The sequence below is a fragment of the Streptomyces spiroverticillatus genome (assembly GCA_014650415.1).
GTDB lineage: Bacteria > Actinomycetota > Actinomycetes > Streptomycetales > Streptomycetaceae > Streptomyces > Streptomyces spiroverticillatus.
Genome location: BMUX01000018.1, coordinates 20,545 through 42,499, shown reverse-complemented (window position 1 = coordinate 42,499; position 21,955 = coordinate 20,545). Strand labels below are relative to the sequence as shown.

The 21,955-nt window shown below is 70.8% G+C and carries 22 protein-coding genes; 7 read left to right on the top strand and 15 right to left on the bottom strand.

Translation table 11 applies throughout. From position 1 onward, the window contains the following. Positions 1-109: 109 nt before the first annotated feature. The 3 genes from IE269_RS34455 to IE269_RS34445 all read right to left on the bottom strand — a co-directional run bounded on the left by IE269_RS34455 (position 110) and on the right by IE269_RS34445 (position 2,105). Positions 110-1,195, bottom strand: a complete 1,086-nt coding sequence (locus IE269_RS34455) for a prephenate dehydrogenase (RefSeq protein WP_189827210.1) — start codon at positions 1,193-1,195, stop codon at positions 110-112. Next, complete coding sequence (aroH, locus tag IE269_RS34450; protein WP_189827209.1) at positions 1,192-1,554, bottom strand: chorismate mutase; 363 nt, start codon at positions 1,552-1,554, stop codon at positions 1,192-1,194. The genes IE269_RS34455 and aroH overlap by 4 nt, the downstream gene beginning before the upstream one ends. Positions 1,555-1,685: 131 nt before the next feature. Continuing rightward, entirely contained in the window at positions 1,686-2,105 is a 420-nt protein-coding gene (locus IE269_RS34445; RefSeq protein WP_189827208.1) for a YidB family protein, read from the bottom strand. A gap of 318 nt (positions 2,106-2,423) precedes the next feature. On the opposite strand from IE269_RS34445, the gene IE269_RS34440 reads away from it, so the two are divergent. The 7 genes from IE269_RS34440 (at position 2,424) to IE269_RS34410 (ending at position 8,499) form a co-directional block, all read left to right on the top strand. After that, on the top strand, positions 2,424-3,119 hold the full coding sequence (locus IE269_RS34440) for a hypothetical protein (protein WP_189827207.1): 696 nt from the start codon (positions 2,424-2,426) through the stop codon (positions 3,117-3,119). Between the two features lie 77 nt (positions 3,120-3,196). Further along, a complete protein-coding gene (locus IE269_RS34435) occupies positions 3,197-3,793 on the top strand; it encodes a DUF6529 family protein (protein ID WP_189827206.1) in 597 nt (198 codons plus the stop codon). Between the two features lie 114 nt (positions 3,794-3,907). Continuing rightward, complete coding sequence (locus IE269_RS34430) at positions 3,908-4,369, top strand: Rieske (2Fe-2S) protein (protein WP_189827205.1); 462 nt, start codon at positions 3,908-3,910, stop codon at positions 4,367-4,369. A 17-nt stretch (positions 4,370-4,386) separates the two neighbouring features. Beyond that, entirely contained in the window at positions 4,387-5,109 is a 723-nt protein-coding gene (locus IE269_RS34425; RefSeq protein ID WP_189827204.1) for a nucleotidyltransferase domain-containing protein, read from the top strand. A 25-nt stretch (positions 5,110-5,134) separates the two neighbouring features. Next, positions 5,135-5,554, top strand: a complete 420-nt coding sequence (locus IE269_RS34420) for a hypothetical protein (RefSeq protein WP_189827203.1) — start codon at positions 5,135-5,137, stop codon at positions 5,552-5,554. 13 nt (positions 5,555-5,567) lie between these two features. After that, entirely contained in the window at positions 5,568-7,748 is a 2,181-nt protein-coding gene (locus tag IE269_RS34415; protein WP_189827202.1) for a hypothetical protein, read from the top strand. Positions 7,749-7,755: 7 nt separating this feature from the next. Further along, on the top strand, positions 7,756-8,499 hold the full coding sequence (locus tag IE269_RS34410) for a hypothetical protein (RefSeq protein WP_189827201.1): 744 nt from the start codon (positions 7,756-7,758) through the stop codon (positions 8,497-8,499). On the opposite strand, the gene IE269_RS34405 is transcribed toward IE269_RS34410, so the two are convergent. From IE269_RS34405 to IE269_RS34350, 12 genes are all read right to left on the bottom strand, one after another. Beyond that, positions 8,388-9,437, bottom strand: coding sequence for an ADP-ribosylglycohydrolase family protein (locus IE269_RS34405; RefSeq protein WP_189827200.1), 1,050 nt, complete (start codon positions 9,435-9,437; stop codon positions 8,388-8,390). The two genes, IE269_RS34410 and IE269_RS34405, sit on opposite strands and share 112 nt — an antisense overlap. Positions 9,438-9,439: 2 nt before the next feature. Beyond that, positions 9,440-10,210 (bottom strand): NUDIX hydrolase, encoded by a 771-nt coding sequence (locus tag IE269_RS34400; RefSeq protein ID WP_189827199.1) that lies wholly within the window; start codon positions 10,208-10,210, stop codon positions 9,440-9,442. Beyond that, positions 10,207-10,797 carry a nicotinamide riboside transporter PnuC gene (gene pnuC / locus IE269_RS34395; RefSeq protein WP_189827198.1) on the bottom strand — a complete coding sequence of 197 codons (591 nt, stop codon included), beginning with the start codon at positions 10,795-10,797 and terminating at the stop codon, positions 10,207-10,209. Before pnuC ends, IE269_RS34400 begins: the two co-directional genes overlap by 4 nt. A 148-nt stretch (positions 10,798-10,945) precedes the next feature. Beyond that, positions 10,946-12,322, bottom strand: a complete 1,377-nt coding sequence (locus tag IE269_RS34390) for a pseudouridine synthase (protein WP_189827197.1) — start codon at positions 12,320-12,322, stop codon at positions 10,946-10,948. After that, the gene (gene scpB, locus IE269_RS34385) at positions 12,322-12,969 is read right to left on the bottom strand and encodes an SMC-Scp complex subunit ScpB (protein ID WP_189827324.1); all 648 of its coding nucleotides are present in this window, start codon (positions 12,967-12,969) and stop codon (positions 12,322-12,324) included. The genes IE269_RS34390 and scpB overlap by 1 nt, the downstream gene beginning before the upstream one ends. After that, positions 12,939-13,931: a segregation and condensation protein A gene (locus IE269_RS34380; RefSeq protein WP_189827196.1), complete on the bottom strand. Its 993-nt coding sequence runs from the start codon at positions 13,929-13,931 to the stop codon at positions 12,939-12,941. Before IE269_RS34380 ends, scpB begins: the two co-directional genes overlap by 31 nt. A 66-nt stretch (positions 13,932-13,997) precedes the next feature. After that, positions 13,998-14,567, bottom strand: a complete 570-nt coding sequence (locus tag IE269_RS34375; RefSeq protein WP_189827195.1) for a hypothetical protein — start codon at positions 14,565-14,567, stop codon at positions 13,998-14,000. Next, on the bottom strand, positions 14,552-15,715 hold the full coding sequence (locus IE269_RS34370) for a ParA family protein (protein WP_189827194.1): 1,164 nt from the start codon (positions 15,713-15,715) through the stop codon (positions 14,552-14,554). The genes IE269_RS34375 and IE269_RS34370 overlap by 16 nt, the downstream gene beginning before the upstream one ends. 341 nt (positions 15,716-16,056) lie before the next feature. Then, on the bottom strand, positions 16,057-17,172 hold the full coding sequence (gene ald, locus IE269_RS34365; RefSeq protein WP_189827323.1) for an alanine dehydrogenase: 1,116 nt from the start codon (positions 17,170-17,172) through the stop codon (positions 16,057-16,059). A gap of 179 nt (positions 17,173-17,351) precedes the next feature. Further along, the gene (locus IE269_RS34360; protein WP_229898160.1) at positions 17,352-19,415 is read right to left on the bottom strand and encodes a tetratricopeptide repeat protein; all 2,064 of its coding nucleotides are present in this window, start codon (positions 19,413-19,415) and stop codon (positions 17,352-17,354) included. Positions 19,416-19,578: 163 nt separating this feature from the next. Next, positions 19,579-20,199, bottom strand: coding sequence for an NUDIX domain-containing protein (locus tag IE269_RS34355; RefSeq protein ID WP_189827321.1), 621 nt, complete (start codon positions 20,197-20,199; stop codon positions 19,579-19,581). Positions 20,200-20,278: 79 nt separating this feature from the next. Further along, positions 20,279-21,928 (bottom strand): CTP synthase, encoded by a 1,650-nt coding sequence (locus IE269_RS34350; RefSeq protein ID WP_189827193.1) that lies wholly within the window; start codon positions 21,926-21,928, stop codon positions 20,279-20,281. Between the last annotated feature and the right edge of the window lie 27 nt (positions 21,929-21,955).

The window sequence follows — 21,955 nt, the reverse complement described above, 5'->3', positions numbered from 1 at the left end:
CCGGTTTCAGGGACGCAACGTCACAAGATGGGTGACGCATCACTGCCAACCATCTACGGTACCGGCTGAATGGCGTACCCCTGACGGGCGGCACCTTGCGGACGCCCCGCTACGGCCGCAGCGACCACCCCCGCTCCACCAGCGTGCGCGTCAGGCCCTCCACCGCCGAGGGCTGCACCGTGAGCTGGACGTGGCCGGCCTGCTGTCCGGTCGCGTGCTCGATCCGTACGTCCTCGATGTTGACCCCGGCCGCTCCGGCGTCGGCGAAGATCCGGGCGAGCTGGCCCGGCTGGTCGCTGATGAGGACGGTGACCGTCTCGTACGCGGTGGGGGCCGATCCGTGCTTTCCGGGCACCCGCACGCGTCCGGCGTTGCCCCGGCGCAGGACGTCCTCGATGCCCTCGGCGCCGCCCTGCCGCTTGGTCTCGTCGGCGGACTGGAGGGCGCGCAGGGACTGCACGGTCTCGTCCAGGTCCGAGGCGACGGAGGCGAGGACGTCGGCGACCGGCCCCGGGTTGGCGGAGAGGATCTCCACCCACATCCGGGGGTCGGAGGCGGCGATGCGGGTGACGTCGCGGATGCCCTGCCCGCACAGCCGTACCGCCGTCTCGTCGGCCTCCTGAAGCCGGGCGGCGACCATCGAGGAGACGAGCTGCGGGGTGTGCGAGACGAGGGCGACGGCGCGGTCGTGGGCGTCGGCGTCCATGACGACGGGGACGGCCCGGCACAGGGCGATCAGCTCCAGTGCCAGGTTGAAGACCTCGGTGTCGCTGTCGCGGGTGGGCGTGAGCACCCAGGGGCGGCCCTCGAAGAGGTCGGCGGTGCCCGCGAGGGGGCCGGACTTCTCCTTGCCCGCCATCGGGTGCGTACCGATGTACGTGGTCATGTCACAGCCGAGGGCCTCCAGCTCGCGGCGCGGGCCGCCCTTGACGCTGGCGACGTCGATGTATCCGCGGGCGGCCCCGCGCTTCATGGCGTCGGCCAGGGTCGTGGCGACGTGCGCGGGCGGCACGGCGACGATCGCCAGGTCGACGGGCCCGGCGGGGGCCTCGTCAGTGCCCGCGCCGAGCGCGGCGGCGGTGCTCGCGCGGTCGGGGTCGTGGTCGGCGAGGTGGACGGAGACGCCCCGGGCGGCCAGCGCGAGGGCTGCCGAGGTGCCGATCAGTCCGGTGCCGATGACGAGTGCGGTCCTCACTGGGCGATGTCCTTGCGCAGGGCGGCGGTGGCGCCGAGGTAGACGTGCTGGATGTCCGGCTTGGCGAGTCCGGTCTCGACGTGCGCGAGCAGGCGCACGACGCGGGGCATGGCCCCGGCGATGTCGAGCTCCTGCGCGCAGATGAGCGGTACGTCGACGATGCCGAGGTGCCGGGCGGCGGCGGCCGGGAAGTCGCTGCGCAGGTCGGGCGTGGCCGTGAACCAGATGCTGATGAGGTCCTCGGCACTCAGCCCGTTGCGCTCCAGGACGGCGGTCAGCAGCGCGCCGACCCGCTCGCCCATGTGCGCGGCGTCGTCCTCGTCCAGCTGGACGGCTCCGCGGACCGCTCGTACCGCCACGTCGTACTCCTCTGTGCAGCCTCATTCGACCTGTTCAGCGTAGTGGGCCCCACTGACAACGGCTCCGGCCGCCCACACCGTCGTACGTACGAGGGCGGGGCGGCCGGGAGCCGTCGGTGCTGCGGGGACCGTCAGAGGCCCTGCTGCTTGATCAGGTCCTCCAGCGAGGAGGCCTGCGGGAGCTGACCCTCCGGAGTGAGCTTGTCGACTGCCTGCGGGAGGGCCTGCGCGAGCTGGTCGGCGGCCTCCTCGGGGGTGACCCCGGCCTGCTCGGCGGCGTGCGCGAGGGCGTCGTCGGGGAGGGCCTCGGCGACCTGCTCGCCGCTGACCGCCTGGTTGTCGCCGGTGCCGATCCAGGACTGGGCCTGTTCGGCGAGGCCGGACTTCTGGAGCATCTCCATCAGGCCGCCCAGCGGGTTGGAGCCGTCCTTGGCGCCGCCGCCGAGTGCGCCGATGAGGGAGCCGAGGATGTTGCCCGCGCCGCCGCCGGAGCCGGAGTTTCCGCCGCCCAGGAGGCCGCCGAGGAGACTGCCGAGGTCGTTGCCCGCCATGGTTCTGCCTTTCGGGAAGGTCGAGAGAGCCGAATCGGTCGAGTCCGGTCACGACAGAGCGCCATGTGCCCGCTGACTCGTCGGACCCGTTCAATCTCGCCCAAATGGCGTCATGCTGCCACTCGGGCGCATCCCGCCCGCCGTCTCCCACGCGTTTCCTCGTGCGACCGCCCGCGCGTCCCTTCGTAACGACCGCCCGCGCGCGCCCGTCCGGCGAACCGTCGCGCCCCCTTCGTCCTGACTATGGACGCCGGGCCCCGGGGTCCGCTTGCATGGTGAGTCCGGCACCGCCTACCCGGTGCCGCGGGGAGGCCTCCCATGAAGCGTTCCGGTCCCCTCTACACACTGCTCGCGGGGCTGCTCCTCGCCGCCGTCATGCTGTCGCTCAACGCGACGACGGGCACGAAGAGTTCGGGGTACGGGTCCGGAGGCGCCGCCTCCGTCCCGCCCCCTTCCTCGCCCGCCACCACCGGCCCACCGCCCTCGTCCGCCGCCCCGCCCCCGGCCGCGAGCACGTCACCCACGGCGAGCGCCCCGCCCGCCGCGCCCGGCCCTGAGTCCGTCTACGCGGGCCGCACCGACGACGACACGGCCGCCGTGTCCATCTCCGTACGGGACAAGAAGGCCGTGGCGTACTACTGCGACGGCCGCACCCGCGAGTCCTGGCTCAAGGGCAACGTCGAGGACGACGGCAGCATGCGCCTGACCGGCAGCAACGGCGCCACGCTCGAAGCCACCACCCGCAACGGCAAGGTCGAGGGCGAGGTCGAGGTCACCGACCGCAAGCAGGAGTTCAGCGCGGCGAAGGCCGTCAAGCCCTCCGGCCTGTACCGGGCGACCAACGAAGTGCGCGGCGCGAAGATCGACGGCGGCTGGATCGTCCTCCAGGACGGCCGCCAGGTCGGCATCTTCACCCGCGACGGCAAACCGTCCTCCGCACCGCGCATCGACCCGGCCACCGGTGCCGTGGCGATCGACAACGCCTGGCTCACCGCACGCCCCGTCACCCCTTAGTGCCCGTCTTCGCGCTCGCCCGACCTCTTTCGAGCGCCTTCGGACATCCCGGCCCGTCCCCAGGGAGTGGTCCCGACATGAGCAACGTCGACCCCAACGCCCCCACCGCGTCCTTCCCCTCCCCCGCCTCCGGCCACGGCCGTCCGGGCCCGGCGCGCTATCTCGTCCCGGTGCTGGTGGCGGCCGCGGTCGCGGTCGGGCTCGGGGCGTACGGAAAGATCCACGACCCGGCGGGCACGGCGTTCAACCTGGCCGGCTTCAGCAGCACGGGCGCGGTGAAGTCCTGGCTGGCGACGGCGGCCTTCGCCTTCGCGCTGGTCCAGGTGGTGTCCGCGCTGGGCATGTACGGCCGGCTGCCGGGCCTGCGCGACGCCCCGTGGCTGCCTCCCGTCCACCGCTGGTCGGGCCGCATCGCCTTCCTCCTGGCCGTGCCCGTCGCCGTGCACTGTCTGTACGGGCTCGGCTTCCAGACCTTCGGCAGCCGGGTGATGTGGCACTCTCTGGCGGGCTGTTTCTTCTTCGGCGCGTTCAGCGCCAAGATGCTGCTGCTGCGGTCGGAGCGGCTGCCGGGCTGGCTGCTGCCGGTCGTCGGCGGCCTGGTCTTCACCGTGCTCACGGTGATCTGGCTGACCTCGGCCCTCTGGTTCTTCCGCACCTTCGGCGTCACCACCTGAAGCACCTGAAGCACACGAAACGCCCGAGCACCCGAGCACCCGAAGCGCCTGAACATCCGAAGCACGCCAACGCACCACAGCGACCCCGCACGCCCCACCCACAGGGAGCACCCCATGCACGCACCCACGACCCGCCGGACGGTCCTGGCGGCGGCCGCCACGACAGCGGCCGTGCTGGCGGCCGCCGGTTGCAGCAAGTACGGCGAGGGCGACGGCGGCGCCAACGAACCGCCGCCCGCGAAGGCCCCCGTCACTCCGCCCGCCTCCGGCGGTCAACCCGCCGCGAAACCGGCCCCCTTGGCGGCCACCGCCGACATCCCGGTGGGCGGCGGCAAGATCTTCAAGGACGAGAAGGTGGTGGTCACCCAGCCCGAGTCGGGCAGCTTCAAGGCCTTCTCCGCCGTCTGCACCCACCAGGGCTGCACGGTCGCCGACGTGACGGGCGGCACCATCAACTGCCCCTGCCACGGCAGCAAGTACCGCGTCGCCGACGCCTCCGTCGCGGGCGGCCCGGCGCCCAGCCCCCTCCCGCCCCGCGCCATCACCGTGGAAAACGGCTCGATCCGCCTGTCCTGACCCCCGACAATCCCCTCATGACCGCACCTCCGCCCGCATCCACCCCCGACCACGCCCTCGTCCGCGACCACACGATCTACTCCTGCGTCATGGGCTCGCGGGCGTTCGGACTGGCGACAAAGGACAGCGACACGGACGTCCGGGGCGTCTTCCTCGCCCCCACCCCCCTCTTCTGGCACTTCACCAAACCCCCCACCCACGTCGACGGCCCCGCCGAGGAACAGTTCTCCTGGGAACTGGAACGCTTCTGCGACCTCGCCCTGCGCGCCAACCCGAACATCCTGGAATGCCTGCACTCCCCCCTCCCCCTCCACACGGACGCCCGCGGCGAGGAACTCCTCTCCCTGCGCGGGTCCTTCCTCTCCCGCCAGGTGCACCAGACCTTCGTCGGGTACGCCCAGAGCCAGCGCCGGAAGGTCGACGCGGACGTACGCCAGTACGGCGCGCCGCGCTGGAAGCACGCCATGCACCTCCTGCGCCTCCTCACGAGCTGCCTCGACCTTCTCCGTACGGGTGAACTCGTCGTCGACGTGGGCGACGCCCGCGAGTCCTACCTCGCGGTCAAACGCGGCGAAGTCCCCTGGCCAACCATCGAAAAGCGCCTCGCCGACCTGGTCGAGCAGTCCTCCGCCGCCCTCTCCACGAGCCCTCTCCCTCCCCTCCCCGACCACGCCCGGGTGGAAGACTTCTTGATCCGTACGCGCCGCGAGTCGGCCCTCGCGTACGAGGAGTCGAGGTAACGCGCACCTGGGGAGGAACCGGCCCGTGGCCTGGAACGAGTGGAACCAACCGAAGCCCGCCCCGGCCCCACGGGCCGCCGACCTCGTCGCCCACCAGGACGACCTGGGCGCGGTCGGCCACGAGGCGCACGTCCTGCACGGAGCGCTCCTCAAGCACGCGGACATGGCGGGCCACGAACCGAACTCCACCACCACCTGCGCGCCGCCCCGAGCAGCCACGGCCCTCACCCGCCACCACTTCGCGATGGGCGCCGCCCTGACCACGACGACCACCCTCTGGACGTCCCAACTGCGCGCCCTCCTCCAGGCCTGCGCCCACATCTCCAACCACCTGGACCACACCAAGGCCTCGCACGCCCGGGACGACGCGAAGATCCGCACCACGATCCGCGGCATCGCCACCCCCGAGGTCCCCGTCTCCCGCCTCTCCACCTACTTCAAGTAGGGGGTGTACGCCCATGAGCACCCTCACGCACACGGACGTGGCCGAGGTCGACCTGACCCTGCTGGGCCGCACGGCCGCCGACTGGAACCAGACGGCCTCCCACCTCAAGCGCCTTGCAGGACAGGCTCGTTCCGGCCTCCTCACCAAGTCCGAACACGCCCGCTGGGACGGCGTCAACGCCACCGTCACCCGTGACTTCATCCGCAAAACGACAAAGGAATTCACCGACGCGTGCACGCAGGCGACGACCGTCGCCCGCATCCTGGAGGACGCCCACCAGGAACTCACCAAGATCCAAACTGCCGTCCGCCACATCCGCGACGTGGAGGCCCCCAGGCTGGGCATCAACCTGGTCGGCCTGCCCGGGATGCCGGAGCCCTCCCACAACGTGCGCCAGCCGGCCGTGACGGAGCTGAACCAGCGTTTGAAGGTGCTGGTCGCCCATGCGGCCGAAATCGACGCCTCGGTGGCCCGCGCCCTGCGCATGTCACACGGCGACGACGCACACAACTTCGGCCACCGTACGTACGCCTCGCTGGACGCGGCCCAGACCGAACGGGCCCTGGAACTGGCGCGTATCGGACCCATGCTGTCCAACGCCCAGTTCACCGAACTGAACAGCATCCTCGCGTTCAACGCCAAGGACTCCGACTTCTCCACAGCCTTCTACCAGGGCCTGGGCAGCCCCAAGAAGGCCCTGGAGTTCTACGCCCGGATGTCCCTGGACTGCACGGTCGGCGACCAGCCCGAACGCTTGGCCCTGGCCAAGGACCTCCAGCGCGCCATGGGTACGGCGCTCGCCTCCGCCACCGACCCCGACAACCGCGCCCACCTTCCCGCCTCCTGGGCCAAGGAATTCCGCACCCTGGGCACGCAGCCGATCCCCACCCCGGCGTTGGGCATCGACCGCCCCTACGGCTACCAGATCCTGGGCGGCCTCCTGCGCTACGGCGAGTACGACCCGCGCTTCATCAACCCCCTCGCCGAGGACATCCTCCGCATCCACAAAGAAGACCCCGACTTCTTCATGGAAACCAAGCCCACCCGCTCCCACGACCCCGACTTCGGCTTCAACCCCTCGGGCCTCTCGGGCGCGGGCTACGACCCTCTGACGAGCGTCCTGGAGGGCCTGGGCCACAGCCCCGAGGCCGCCAAACAATTCTTCAAGGACGACCGCCACTTCGACGACCTGACCCGCGCGGACTTCCCATGGGCCCCCGACACCCTGGACCGCTCGTCGGAGGACACCCACGAGGGTGGCCCGGACGCTTTGGGCCACGCCCTGGAGGCAGCGACGACGGGACATCCCTGGGACGACACGAGGCCGGGGTTGCATCGGGACGCCGAGACGACCGCAATCATGCGGAAGGTCGTCGCCCTGTACAGCCCGACGTCGAAAGTGGAGCCACAGGACGCGCTGATGGACAGCCTGGGGCGGATGGGGGCGGCGTACATCGACGACCTGAACTACTCGACGCTGGACTTCGGTGGCGGGGGCGACGACCTGGACAGGGATCAGCTCTTCCGCACGGACAAGACCCGGCATGGGGGCTTCGGCGAGTTCGAGGCACGGAACTTCATGAACGTGGTCGCCAGTGACGAAGAGGGCTACAAGATCCTTTCGGCGGCCCAGCAGATGTACACCTCCAGTGCGCTGGCTTCCTTTGAGGACGACCGGGGCTCCGGCATGGCCTTCGCGCACAACGCCGCCAAGGTGCACGGAATCCTGGACCAGTCGCGGATCTCGCAGGTCGAACTTGACTTCAAGGACTCGGAGGAACAGGCGAACCTGAACGAGGAGAAGAAGGGCGAGTGGCGCAAGTACACAGTCGAGAGCGCTGCCGCAGCGGTCGCAGGTGTAGGCAGCGCGCTCATCCTCGGCCCTGCCGCCGGGGTGGCTGTGGCGGTCGCCGTGCCCTTGGCGATGGACACCGCGGCGGGGGCTGTGGGCACGGCGTACGGAAACCACACGTTGCAGTACCTCAAGGACAACGAGGTCAAGAACGACGCCGAGGCGCTCAAGTCGATGCAGGAGATCGAAAGGGCCTGTGAGACGGAAGTATTGCGCCCTGTGTCGAGATACGGGGACGCCTTGGGCATGACGCGAGAGGAAAAGGCCGTCCTCTACCAAAACCTCGAAAAATCGCACGCTCTCGGCAGGTCGAAGGTCCAGTCCGCCCGCCAAGTCGCCTGAAGGAACCATGAACAAGCACAGCGCGCCCATGTACGCCCTTCTCGCGGTCGCACTCCTCGCAACAGGATGCTCGGCTCCTGCTCGCAATGGACCGTCGGCGGGACAAGAGATCTGCGGTTCGCTTGTCGGTTCAGCCAACGTGGACGCCGTTGCCGGTTCCATGGGCGGCAAGGAAGTCGCGTACGCCAATACGGGCATTCCGCTGAGGAAGCTGGTTGCTGAACTGTCTGAGACGGCACGGGCGTGGCAGCCGGGCGACAACGACTTCGACCCCGGCGCGACGCCCTGCGTCTTCGGCCCAGCCGGGTCACGCAACTCCCTCACAGTGCGGGTGGGGTGGCTCGGTTGGCCACTCTCCACCGCAGCACGAACAGGCTGGCACAAAGCAGGCGGCGACGTCCTCTCCGGCTGGTGGCTCCACGAGGACGACTCCCGCTACGCCTTCCCCTGCAAGGTCGCCGGCTCCCACCCCGCCCAGCAGGAGCAGATCCCCCTCTCGGTGCGCCTCAACGCCAAGAACCTGGACGGCTTCACCCCCGAACTCCGCAGCCGCGTCGCCGGCGCCCTCGCCCGCACCATGGCCGCCCAACTCCACTGCACCAACAAGCCCGCCATCCCGGCCCTGCTGACCATCCCTCCTTACGACCCTGTCCGCTCCACCCCGTCCCACCCCTCCCCCAACCCCACCAACTCCCCCCGGTACTCCACCCGCTCCACCCACTCCCCAGGCCAAGCCCCCACCCCCAGATGAGCCCCCGCAAAAGCCCCCGCCAGGCACGCGATGGAGTCCGAGTCCCCCTTCGTGCACGCCGCCCGGCGCAGAGCCAGAAGCGGTTCCTCCGGGAACATCAGGAAGCACAGCAGGGCCGTCCCCAGCGCCTCCTCCGCCACCCACCCGTCCCCCGTGACCAGACACGGATCCGTCTCCTCCAGCGCCGCCCGCGCCGAGCGGTCCCGCAGGGCCGCCTCCAGCCCCTCCAGCACCGCCAGACATTCGTCCCACCCCCGTGCCATGAAGTGCGACGGTGTCGGGTCCTGGGAGTAGGTCCAGAGATCCCCGAGCCACAACGACTCGTACCGCTCCCGGCTCTCCAGCGCGTACGACCTCAACTGCCCTACCAGCCCAGCCGGTTCCACCCCCTGCGCCAGCAAGTACACCGCCCGCGCCGTGAGATCGCTCGCCGCCAGCCCCGTCGGATGCCCGTGCGTCAGCGCCGACTGCAACTGCGCCGCCCCCGCCCGCTCCCGCTCGCTCAGCCCCGGCACCAGCCCCACCGGCGCCACCCGCATATTCGCCCCGCACCCCTTGGAGCCGACCTGCGAGGCCTTCTGCCAGGGCAGGTCGCTGTCGAGCAGCCGGCAGGCGACCATGCAGGTCCGCCCGGGCGCCCGGTTGTTCTCCGGGGAGTGGTACCAGTCGACGAACTCCTCCCGCACCGGCCGCTCCATCCGCCTCGGCCCCAGCGGCCCCCGCGCCAGGGCGGTGCGCAGCCCACGACCGAGCGCCAGCGTCATCTGCGTGTCGTCCGAGACGAACGCCTTCTTCGGCAGCTCCATCTCCCGCCACGGCCCGCACTTCGCCAGAATCGACGGTACGTCGTTGAACTCGGTCGGAAAGCCGAGCGCGTCCCCGAGCGCGAGCCCCACCATCGCCCCGGTGGCGGCCCTCTTCGCCTGTGCAGCAGTCATCGTCAAGCCCCTTCCCCAGAAGTGTCACCAGCTGAATCAACAACGGGCCTCAGCAGCGGCGGATGCAACACCACTGCCCTCCCCGCCCGGTACAGTGCCGCCGGCTTCCCCCGCCCCCCGGTACGCCGCTGCGCCGCCCCGCCCACGGGCTCCACGAACCCGGGCGTCGCCAGCACCTTGCGCCGGAAGTTGGGCCGGTCCAACGCCACGCCCCACACCGTCTCGTACACCTGCTGAAGCTCTCCGAGCGTGAACTCCGGCGGGCAGAAGCCCATCGCGAGCGAGGTGTACTCCAGCTTGTCGCCGATCCTGCGCCGCGCATCGGCGAGGATCCGCCCGTGGTCGAAGGCCAGCGGCGACCTCAACGAGCCGTCCAGCGCCACCCACTGCGCCTCCGCCGCGTCCCCGCCCCCACTCGGCTCCGGCAGGTCGGGGACGAGCGCGGCGAAGGCCACCGACACCACCCGCATCCGCGGATCCCGGTCCGGGTCGCTGTAGGTGCGCAACTGCTCCAGGTGCAGCCCCGACGCCCGCTCCCGCGACAGCCCGGTCTCCTCGGCCAGTTCCCGCAGCGCGGCCCGCTCGGCCGACTCGTCGGGCAGTACGAAGCCCCCGGGCAGCGCCCACGCCCCCGCATAGGGGGCCTGCCCGCGCCGGATCAGCAGGACGTGCAGCACGGCCTCCCGCACGGTGAACACCGCGAGATCGACCGTGACCGCGAAGGGTTCGAATGCTTTCGGGTCGTACCCCTCGGGGATGTCGTTTCCTGTCACCTTCTCGCCTCCGTACGCAACATCCGCTCCCGCCCTCGCAGATCCCGACGCCACTCCCGCAGCCCGACCACACAGAGCACCGCCAGCACCGCGTACAGGAGCGCGGTCAGCCACAGCCCCTTGGACACGTACACCGGCACGTGCACCACGTCCGCCGCCAGCCACAGCCACCAGGACTCGACGAGCTTCCGGCACTGGCCGTAGGTCGCCAGCAGCGACAGCACCGCCGTCGACGCGTCCCAGAACGGCACGGTCGAGTCGGTGGCCCGCTGGAGCAGCACGGTGACGGCTGCCGTCCCCACCGCCCCCGCCGCGCCGAGCAGCAGCCACTCGGACCGGCGTGTGCGCCGGACCGGCAGCCGCAGGCCTGGTCCACCCCCGTGGGTCCAGGCCCACCAGCCGTACGCGGCGAGGGCGGTGAAGACGAGCTGGAGTCCCGCGTCGGCGTACAGCCCGGCCCGGGAGAAGAGCACGGCGAACAGGAGGTTGGCCGCCATGCCCAGCGGCCAGTTGGCGACGTGCTGGCGCCCGATCAGCCAGACGCACAGCGCCCCGGCGACGAACCCGACGACCTCCGTCCAGTCCATCGCCGCACCTCCCGCCCTCAATGGTCAGGTTGACTATAAAGGCGGCACCGCCATCCCCGCAAGGGCAGCAAAAAGCCCGGGGCCGGAACCTGCGTCAGCAGATCCCGGCCCCGGGCTCAAGAAGCCGGACAAGAAGCCAGAACAGTCCTTACAGACCGACTTCCTTCATCAGCATGCCGACCTCGGTGTTGGTGAGGCGGCGCAGCCAGCCGGACTTCTGGTCGCCCAGCGCGATCGGCCCGAAGGACGTGCGCACCAGACGGTCGACGGGGAAGCCCGCCTCCGCCAGCATGCGGCGGACGATGTGCTTGCGGCCCTCGTGGAGGGTCACCTCGACCAGGTAGTTCTTGCCGGTGTTCTCGACCACGCGGAAGTGGTCGGCGCGGGCGTACCCGTCCTCCAGCTCGATGCCGTCCTTGAGGCGCTTGCCCAGCTCGCGCGGGAGCGGGCCCTGGATGGCGGCCAGGTAGGTCTTCTTCACGCCGTACTTGGGGTGCGTCAGACGGTGCGCCAGCTCGCCGTGGTTGGTGAGCAGGATGATGCCCTCGGTCTCGGTGTCGAGACGGCCCACGTGGAACAGCCGCGTCTCGCGGTTGTTCACGTAGTCGTTGAGGTTCTGGCGGCCGTCCGGGTCGCCCATCGTCGCGACGACGCCCGCGGGCTTGTTCAGCGCGAAGAACAGGTGCGACTGGGCGGCGACGGTCAGGCCGTCGACCTTGATCTCGTCCTTGTGCGGGTCGACCCGCATGCCCTGCTCGACGACGATCTTGCCGTTGACCTCGACGCGGGCCTGCTCGATGAGCTCCTCGCACGCACGCCGCGAGCCCATGCCGGCGCGGGCGAGGATCTTCTGGAGGCGCTCGCCCTCCTGCTCGGCACCCGGGAAGGTCTTCTCGATCTTGATGTCGGGCTTGCCCGCGTAGCGGTCCCGGTTGCGCTGCTCGATCTTGGCGTCGAGCTCGCGCGGGCGGGAGGCGCCGGCGTTGTAGTTGCCGCGACGACCCGGCTTCTGCGGGGTCTTCGGGGCCTTCGGGCCGCCCTTGGCACCGCCGCGCGCGGAATCGCCGCGGCCGCTGCGGGGACCCTCGTGGGTGGCGGAGGGGCCTACGTCGTAGCGCCGCTCCTCGGGACGGGGACGGCGTGCCCGCTGCTCGCGGTCGCCGTCACGGGAGTCGCGGGAATCACGGGAGTCGCGGAAGTCCCTGGAGTCACGGCCGCCGCCGGACGTACCACGGCCGCCACCGAAGCCCTGACCGCCGCCCGAACCACCGCGACCGCCACCGGAGCCGCCACGGCCGCCGCCGGAGCCGCCGCCGAAGCCCTGGCCTCCGCCCGAACGGGAGCCGCCGGAGGCACCACGGCCGCCGGCACCGCCACGGCCGCCGCCCGCCGAGCCCGAGCCGGAGCCCGCGCCTCGTCCGCCGCCCGCACCGCCGCGCCCGCCACCAGCGGGGCCGCGTCCGTTACCCGCACCCCGCTGGTTCCGGTCGTTGCCGCCGCTGCTGTTCCTGTCGTTGCTTCGCATCAAAAATCCGTCTTGTCGTCGTCTGCGTCAGTCTCCGGGGCGTCCGGATCGAACGACGGCACACCCTCTTGCGTCTCGGCCTCGATCGCATCTGCCTCGGGGAGGAAGGGCGCGAGCTCCGGGAGCTCGTCCAGGCCTCGCAGGCCCATCCGCTCCAGAAAGTAGTTCGTCGTCCTGTACAGGATCGCACCTGTTTCGGGTTCCGTGCCCGCCTCCCCGACCAGACCCCGCTGGAGGAGGGTGCGCATGACCCCGTCGCAGTTGACTCCTCGTACGGCCGAAACGCGCGAGCGGGACACCGGCTGCCGGTAGGCGACGACCGCCAGGGTCTCCAGGGCCGCCTGGGTGAGCCGCGCCTGCTGCCCGTCCAGTACGAAGGCCTCGACGGCCTCCGCGTACGCCGCCCGCGAGTAGAACCGCCAGCCGCCCGCCACCAGCCGCAGCTCGAAACCGCGCCCCTGCACGGTGTACTCGTCCGCCAGCTCCCGCAGCGCGTCCGTGACCTCGCGCTCCTTGACGTCCAGGACCTTCGCCAGGTGCTCGGCCGTCGCGGGCTCGTCGACGACCATCAGGACGGCCTCCAGCGCCCCGCGCAGTTCCTGCCCGCTCAACCCCGTCACTCCTTCTGCTCCACCACGAGATCGAATTCCCCGGTCACCGCCAGGTCCCCGGACGCAGCTCCCACCCAGGTCACCTGCAGGTCGCCCAGCGCCTGCTCCTGGTCCAGCTCGACCGCCTTCTCCCGGTACAGCTCCAGCAGCGCCAGGAAACGGGCGACGACGGTGAGGGTGTCCGGGGCGTCCCCGATCAGCTCCTGGAAGCTCGCCGTGCCCCGCTCGCGCAGCAGCCCCACCACCACCCCGGCCTGCTCCTGCACGGACACCAGGGGCGCGTGGATGTGGTCGACGTACACCTCGGGCTTCGGCTTCGGCTGCATCGCCTTGACCGCCAGTTTCGCGAATCCCTCCGCGCCGATACTGATCACCACGTCCGGCAGCAGTTCCGCGAGCTGCTCCTCCAGACCCACAGTGCGCGGATACCGCCGCCCCTCGGCCTCCCACCGCTCCTCGAAGATCCCCGCGATCCTCTTGTACGCCCGGTACTGGAGCAGCCGCGCGAACAGCAGATCGCGCGCCTCGAGCAGTGCGAGGTCCGCCTCGTCCTCCACCTCCGCGGCGGGCAGCAGCCGCGCGGCCTTGAGATCGAGCAGTGTGGCGGCGACCACCAGGAACTCGGTCGTCTGGTCCAGGTCCCAGTCGGGCCCCATGGCCCGGATGTGCGCCATGAACTCGTCGGTCACCTTGGACAGCGCGACCTCGGTGACGTCCAGCTTGTGCTTGGAGATCAGCTGGAGCAGCAGGTCGAACGGCCCCTCGAAGTTCGCCAGCCGCACGGTGAACTTCCCGTCACCGGCCTCGGGCGCAGTTTCAGGCGCCTCTTGAGGTACGTCGACGAGTTCCTCCGCGAGCACCGGCACCGACGCCTCCACAGGAACGGAAGCAGCAGGCACCGGCACCGGCTCCACAAACGCCTCCGCCCCCGCACCGCGCCCCAGTGGGCGGCGGCGCGCGGGGCGGCCGGATACGTCGTCGGGCGGGGCGGGCGGCATCAAAGAGGGTCCTGAGTGCGGGCGGAACAACGGGGTGGGAGGCAGCCGAGGCTACCCCCGCACCGCTCAGCGCCCGCGCAGGCGACGTACGAGGATGCTCGCGTCGCCCCGGGACTCCAGGTCGGCGAGGACGACGGCGACCGCCTCGCGGACGATCCGTCCCCGGTCGACGGCGAGCCCGTGCTCGCCGCGGAGCACCAGTCGGGCGTGCTCCAGGTCCATCAGCTCCTCGGCGGAGACGTAGACCGTGATCTTCTCGTCGTGCCGCTCGCGACCGCTGGGACGCCGGTTGGCGCCCCTTCCGCCGCGTCGGCGGGGCTGGGCCCCCGTGGAGCCCGGCGCGGCTCCACGAGGCGCTCCAGGGGCTTCCTGGGGGCGGTTGGCGGGCGGCTGGGGGGCGGCGGGCGGGGGTGCGGCCTCCGCGCCCCGGGTCCGCTGCTGTCCCGCGGCGTCGGCGGCGACCCCGTGCTCGGGGCCCTCGCCGGACTCCACGGGTGCGGGCTCGCTCTCCCCGGCGGGTGCCGGGATGCGGGGCTCACCGTTCGCCCCGGACCTGCGGCCCGCGGCTTGCAGGCCCATTCCCCCGGTCGTACGGAACAGCTCGTCGGCCCCCGGCAGACTCACTCGGCGTGACACCGGGCGAGCACCTCCCTGGCGAGCTGACGGTAGGCGGCGGCGCCGACGGAGTTCGAGGCGTACGTGGTGATGGGCTCACCGGCGACCGTGGTCTCCGGGAAGCGCACCGTACGGCCGATCACCGTGTGGTAGACGTGATCGTCGAACGCCTCCACCACGCGGGCGAGCACCTCACGGCTGTGCACCGTGCGGGAGTCGTACATCGTGGCGAGGATGCCGTCGAGCTCCAGGTCGGGGTTGAGCCGCTCCTGGACCTTCTCGATGGTCTCCGTCAGCAGGGCCACACCGCGCAGTGCGAAGAACTCGCACTCCAGCGGCACGATCACCTTGTGAGCGGCCGTCAGGGCGTTCACGGTGAGCAGGCCGAGCGAGGGCTGACAGTCGATCACGATGTAGTCGTAGTCGTTCATCAGCGGCTTGAGCGCCCGCTGGAGCGTCGACTCACGGGCGACCTCGCTGACCAACTGCACTTCCGCAGCGGACAGATCGATGTTGCTGGGCAGCAGGTCCATGTTCGGAACGGCCGTCTTCAGCAGCACCTCGTCGGCCGACATGCCCCGCTCCATGAGCAGGTTGTAGACCGTGAGGTCGAGCTCCATCGGGTTCACACCGAGACCGACCGACAGGGCTCCCTGCGGGTCGAAGTCGACGAGCAGGACACGGCGTCCGTACTCGGCGAGCGCGGCGCCCAGGTTGATGGTCGAGGTCGTCTTGCCGACCCCGCCCTTCTGGTTGCACATCGCGATGATCTTGGCCGGGCCGTGATCGGTCAGCGGTCCGGGGATCGGGAAGTACGGCAGCGGCCGTCCGGTCGGGCCGATCCGCTCGCGGCGCTGGCGGGCAGCGTCGGGGGCGAGGGTGGCCGCGTACTCGGGGTCGGGCTCGTACTCGGCGTCGGGATCGTAGAAGTGCCCCTGGGGCACCTCGTCGAAGTCGGCGAAGCCGGTGGTGGACTTATCGCCACTCTGGTCGCCGGCCATGGCGTTCACGTGTAGGCCGTCCATGCTCTGGTGGGATGTCGTCATGTGCTGATGGGTGGCGAAGGTGCGGACCGCGACCGAGCCGACAGCTTCGAGCCCTGTAGGGCCCTGGCCCTGCGCAGGCGTTCCCGGTTGACCACCCCCGGGAGTAAATGTCGACTCATTCACAAGTCGTCTTACCTCCTTGGGACGTGACCAGGAAACTTATCGATAGGTCAGCGTGGCACCATGCCGACGGTGGCCGACTCTATGGCGTGTCACCGGTCCGCAGCAACACAATCCACCGGACCCGGGTGGATGTGTCGGCAAAGGAACACCCCTCTGTCAAGGGTGCGCAAGCACACAAGCAGGCTGCGACCGACACGTTTCACGGGGGTGCGAAACGGTGAAAAGGTTGCGTTCGCGACGAGTTGAGCGAGTGTCGCAAAGCGGCCGGATACGCGTCCGGCCGGACCTCGCGTGGGCAAGGTCCGGCCGGGCGCGCGATGTTGACGACGCCTGTTGACGGGTCAGCCGAGAAGGGTGCTCAGCTCCACGTGCGGCAGCTCGTGCGCCTCGGCCACCTCGCGGTAAACGACCTGGCCGTCATGGGTGTTGAGGCCCTTGGCGAGCGCCGGGTCACGACGCAGCGCCTCGACCCAGCCGCGGTTCGCCAGCTCCACGATGTAGGGCAGCGTGGCGTTGGTCAGCGCGTAGGTGGAGGTGTTCGGGACGGCGCCCGGCATGTTGGCCACGCAGTAGAAGACCGAGTCGTGGACCTTGAAGGTCGGCTCGGCGTGCGTGGTCGGGTGCGAGTCCTCGAAGCAACCGCCCTGATCAATTGCAATGTCGACAAGTACACTTCCGGGCTTCATCTTGGCGACGAGCTCGTTGGTGACCAGCTTCGGCGCCTTGGCGCCGGGGATCAGGACGGCGCCGATGACGAGGTCGGCCTCGACGACGGCCTTCTCCAGCTCGAAGGCGTTGGAGACGATCGTCTGCACCTTGGTGCCGAAGATCTTGTCCGCCTCGCGCAGCTTGTTGATGTCACGGTCGAGCAGGGTCACGTGGAAGCCCATGCCGACGGCGATCTGGGTGGCGTTCCAGCCGGAGACGCCGCCGCCGATGACGACGGCCTTGCCGGCCGCCGTGCCCGGGACGCCGCCCGGGAGCACGCCGCGGCCGCCGACCTGGCGCATCAGGTGGTACGCGCCGACCTGCGGGGCGATGCGGCCCGCGACCTCGGACATCGGGGCGAGCAGCGGGAGCGCGCGGTTGGCGGTCTCGACCGTCTCGTACGCGATGGCGGTGGTGCCGGACTCCAGCAGCGCGTCCGTGCACTCGCGGGAGGCCGCGAGGTGCAGGTAGGTGAAGAGCGTCTGGTCCTTGCGGAGGCGGTGGTACTCCTCGGCGATCGGCTCCTTGACCTTCAGGAGCAGGTCGGCGGTGGCCCAGACCTCGTCGGCGGTGTCCAGGATGCGGGCGCCGGCCGAGACGTACTCGCTGTCCGTGATCGAGGAGCCGATGCCGGCGTCCTTCTCGATGACGACCTGGTGGCCGTGGCGCACGAGCTCGTGCACGCCGGCCGGGGTGATGGCCACCCGGAACTCGTTGTTCTTGACCTCGCGGGGGATGCCGACCTTCACGTCGATCACGGTCCTTGACTCTGGGGTACGAAACGGAGCGCGCAACAAGTACCCGCAAAACGGGCACTCACCGCACACGACCAGGCACAGAGGGCAGGCCTGGGGAATGCCGCGGACGGTTGCAGCAAAGCCAGTCTAATGAAGGATTTCCTGCTGTCTAGCCTTACAAAGCATCAACCTCACGCGGATGCGCTACGGATTTCGTAGGCTGGAACCTCATCTTCCATTAGTCTGTCCGCCGCTGACCGGTGCAGCCTGGCCGAAGCCGGGTCGCCGAGCCGGTCCAGCGTGTCGGCGAGCCGCAGCTGAAGAGCCGCCTGAAGGCGTACGTCGTCGGCACGGCGCGCCCACTCCACCGCCTCCTGGCAGGTGCGCAGGCACTCCTCGGGGCGCCCCGCGTACTCCTGGACCCGCGCCATCTCGCTCAACGCCCGTGCGTATCCCGGGAGATCACCGAGCCGGCGCAGCGCGGCGGCGGCCGCCCGCCACTCCCGCAGCGCCTCCCCGTAGCGGCCCGCGTAGGTGTGCACCGCGCCGAGCCGCCCGTAGAGCCGGGCGCCGTCCTCGTGCTCGCCGCGCGCCAGCCGCTGGGCGAGTGCGCGCCCGTACCAGTCGGAGGCCCGGGGATAGTCCCCCATCTCCTGGTACGTCCCTCCTACGGATTCCATCGCGCGGGCGGTGGCGTAGGGGTCCTGCGCGGTGCGGGCGGCGTCCAGGGCGGCCCGGTAGCGGGCCAGCGCCTCGGTGGTGCGCCCGGTGCCCGCGTCGAGGTCGGCCAGGTTGAGCAGGGCGGCGGCCTTCTCGCGGTGCAGGTTGCGCCGCTCGGCCACGTCCAGGACCAGGCGGTGCAGCCCGTACAGCTCGGGGGCGGCCGCCTCGGTGCCCCGGTGTGCGGCCAGCGCCCGTACGAGCGCGGCGACGAGCCTGCGCGCGAGGGTGTCCAGCTCGCCGTCCTCGACGGCCGCCCGCGCGGCGGCGAGCAGCGCGGGCTGGCGGGCCCGCAGCCATTCGGCGGCGGCGCGTTCGTTCGTAAAGCGCAGGGAGCGCGGCAGCCCGGCGAGCTTCTTGCGTGCCGGGGAGCCCTCGGGCTCGGTGACCGCCCGGCAGGAGTGCAGCTGCCGTACGGTCCGCTCCAGCATCCGGGCCCGCGCCAACTGCCGTTCGGCGGGCCGGTCCTGGGCCTCCGTCAAGGCGAGCAGCAGCGGCGAGAGGCAACCCGGCACCAGGTACTGCGGCACCGGCCCGTGCACCGGGTGCAGCAGCCCCTGCACGGCGAAGTCGTCCAGCGTGGTCTGCGCCGCCGACACCGAGCACCCGGCGAGCGCGGACGCGGTGTGGGCGTCGGCGAGTCCGGCGGGGGCGAGGGCGAGGAGTCGCAGTATCCGCGCCGCCGGCTGCGGCAGCGACTCGTACACCAGGCGCAGCGCCCGCGCCAACGGGGCGGCGCCCTGCGGCTGTTCGGGGTCCTCGGGGAGTTCGTGCAGGTGCTTGGTGACATCGGCGACCGACGACTTGGGCCGGGCCGCCAGCCACCCGCCGACCAGTACCAGTGCCGCGGGCTGCCCTCCGCACTCCTCGGCGAGCGCGTCGGCGGCGGTGGGGTCGACGGTGATGCGGACCTTGCCGGTGTAGTGCGCGAGGAGGGCGACGGCGGAGGCGGTGTCGAGGCCGCCGAGGGTGCACGGGCGTACGTCCACGATGCCGGTGAGCGGCCCCTGCGAGGTGGCCACGACCAGGCATGCGGGGTTGTCGGGGAGCAGCGGGTCCACCTGCTCGGCGTCCGCCGCGTCGTCCAGGACCAGCAACGTCCGGCGCACCGCGAGGGCCTCGCGGACCATCTCGGAGAGGGTGTCGGCGTCGGCCCCGGCCGGGGCGGCGATGCCCAGCTCGTCCAGGAGGCCCCGGGCGGTCTCCTCGGTGGGGATGCGCTGGCCGTCCGACGCGGTGAGGCGGGCCCGGTAGGCCCCGTCGGGGTAGTCGCCGGAGAGTCCCCGGGCGAGTTCCTCGGCGAGGGCGGTGCGTCCGGAACCGGGGCGTCCGGCGATCAGCAGCACGCGGGCCCGGGGCGCCTTGCGGCCGGTGAGGGTGTCCAGTCCGGTGCGCTCGATGTCGGCGCGCAGTTCCTTCAACTCGCGTGTGCGGCCGAAGAATTCACCGGTCGCCCAGTCATGGGCCGAGGCCGTCGCGGGGGTGGTCGCAGTGACCGCCGCCGCGCCGCCGATGTCCACCGCCTGGTCCGTCACGGGCCACGCTCCCGTCCGCCTGCGCACGATCCCCGGCGGCGGATGCGGCCGGGGATTCGAGCCTAGTTCACGCTCTGCTACCGATCCGGAGGAGCGTGGCGGAGAGGTCCCCCGATCGGATCAACAGTTTTTACGATCAACACCGATCCATGGGGTCCGCGCCTCAGAACGGCCGTGCGGGCCACGGGGCCTCCGCCGGCCGCAGCGCGTCCAGCCCTTCTCCCGCCGTCGCGGCGGCCAGCGCCAGCACGCCGACGACCATGCAGTTGTTCTGCAGCTCACCGGCGAGGACCCCCTTCACCAGCTCCGCCAGCGGCACCCGGGCGTGCTCCATGTCGGCCTCCTCGTCCAAGACCTCGTACCGCTCGCCCTCCGCCTCCGAGAGGTCCCGGGCCAGGAAGATGCGTACCGCTTCGTCGGAACCGCCCGGCGAGGTGTAGACGTCGGTCAGCACCCGCCAGTCCCCCGCCTTGATGTGCGCCTCCTCGTACAGCTCGCGCTGGGCGGCGTGCAGCGGGTTCTCGCCGGGTACGTCCAGGAGTCCGGCCGGGATCTCCCACAGCTTCCGGCGCACCGGGTGGCGGTACTGGGAGAGCACGGCGACCCGTCCCTGGTCGTCGAGCGCGAGGACGGCGACCGAACCGGGGTGCACCTGGTAGTCGCGGCCCGCCACCGAGCCGTCCGGCATGACCACGCTGTCGGTGCGGACACTGGTCTTGGCGCCCTCGAACGGGGTCACCGACTCGGTGACCTGCCACTCCTGGGGGGTGTCCTTGATCGCCACGTACGCCTCCATGCAACGAGAAAACCGGGGCGAGGACCTGGAAGAAGGCCCTCACCCCGGCAACCGTAATACCTGGGACTTACTTGCCCTGCTGACGCTCCACGGCCGCCTTCACCAGGCCGGCGAAGAGCGGGTGCGGGCGGGTCGGGCGCGAGCGCAGCTCCGGGTGCGCCTGGGTGGCGACCAGGTAGGGGTGCACCTCGCGCGGGTACTCGACGTACTCGACGAGCTTGTTGTCCGGGGAGGTGCCGGAGAAGACGATTCCGGCCTTCTTCTCCAGCTCGGCGCGGTAGGCGTTGTTGACCTCGTAGCGGTGGCGGTGGCGCTCGTCGACGTACTGCTCGTCGCCGTAGACCTCGCGCACGATGGAGCCCTCGGCGAGCTTCGCCGGGTAGAGGCCCAGGCGCATGGTGCCGCCCAGGTCGCCCGCGCCCTCGACGTACGCCAGCTGCTCCTCCATGGTGGAGATCACCGGGTGGGCGGTGGCGGCGTCGAACTCGGTGGAGTTGGCGTCCTCGATGCCGGCCAGGTTGCGGGCCGCCTCGATGACGATGCACTGCAGACCCAGGCAGAGGCCCAGCAGCGGGACCTTGTTCTCGCGGGCGTACTGGATCGCGCCGACCTTGCCGGTCACGCCGCGCTCGCCGAAGCCGCCGGGGATGCAGATCGCGTCGACGTCGCCGAGCTGCTTCTGCGCCTCGGCGGGGGTCTTGCAGTCGTCGGAGGTGACCCACTTGACCTTGACGCGGGCCTTGTTGGCGAAGCCGCCGGCGCGGATGGCCTCGGTCACCGAGAGGTAGGCGTCGGGCAGGTCGATGTACTTGCCGACCAGCGCGACCGTGACCTCGTGGTTCGGGTTGTGGACGCGGTCCAGGAGGTCCTCCCAGACGGTCCAGTCCACGTCGCGGAACGGCAGGTCCAGCTTGCGGACGACGTACGCGTCCAGGCCCTCGGTATGCAGGACCTTCGGGATGTCGTAGATCGACTTGGCGTCGATGGCGGCGACCACGGCGTCCTCGTCGACGTCGCACATCAGCGAGATCTTGCGCTTGATGGCGGTCGGGACCTCGCGGTCGGCGCGCAGCACGATCGCGTCGGGCTGGATGCCGATGTTGCGCAGGGCGGCGACCGAGTGCTGGGTCGGCTTGGTCTTCAGCTCGCCCGAGGGACCGATGTAGGGCAGCAGCGAGATGTGCACGACGAAGACGTTGTCGCGGCCGACCTCGTGGCGGACCTGGCGGACGGTCTCCAGGAACGGCAGCGACTCGATGTCGCCGACCGTGCCGCCGACCTCGGTGATGACGACGTCGACGTCGTCGGTGGCCATGCGGCGGATGCGGTGCTTGATCTCGTTGGTGATGTGCGGGATGACCTGCACGGTGTCACCGAGGTACTCGCCGCGGCGCTCCTTGGCGATGACGGTGTTGTAGACCTGGCCGGTGGTGACGTTGGCAGAGCCGTCGAGGTCGACGTCGAGGAAGCGCTCGTAGTGGCCGATGTCCAGGTCGGTCTCGGCGCCGTCGTTGGTGACGAACACCTCGCCGTGCTGGAAGGGGTTCATCGTGCCGGGGTCGACGTTGAGGTACGGGTCGAGCTTCTGCATGGTGACCCGAAGACCGCGGGCCTTCAGGAGCGCACCGAGGCTGGAGGCAGTCAGACCCTTGCCGAGGGAAGAGGCGACACCCCCGGTGACGAAGATGTGCTTGGTCGTCGTGGATTTGGGCTGCATGGCCAAGACGGGGCTCCCGTGGTCGCG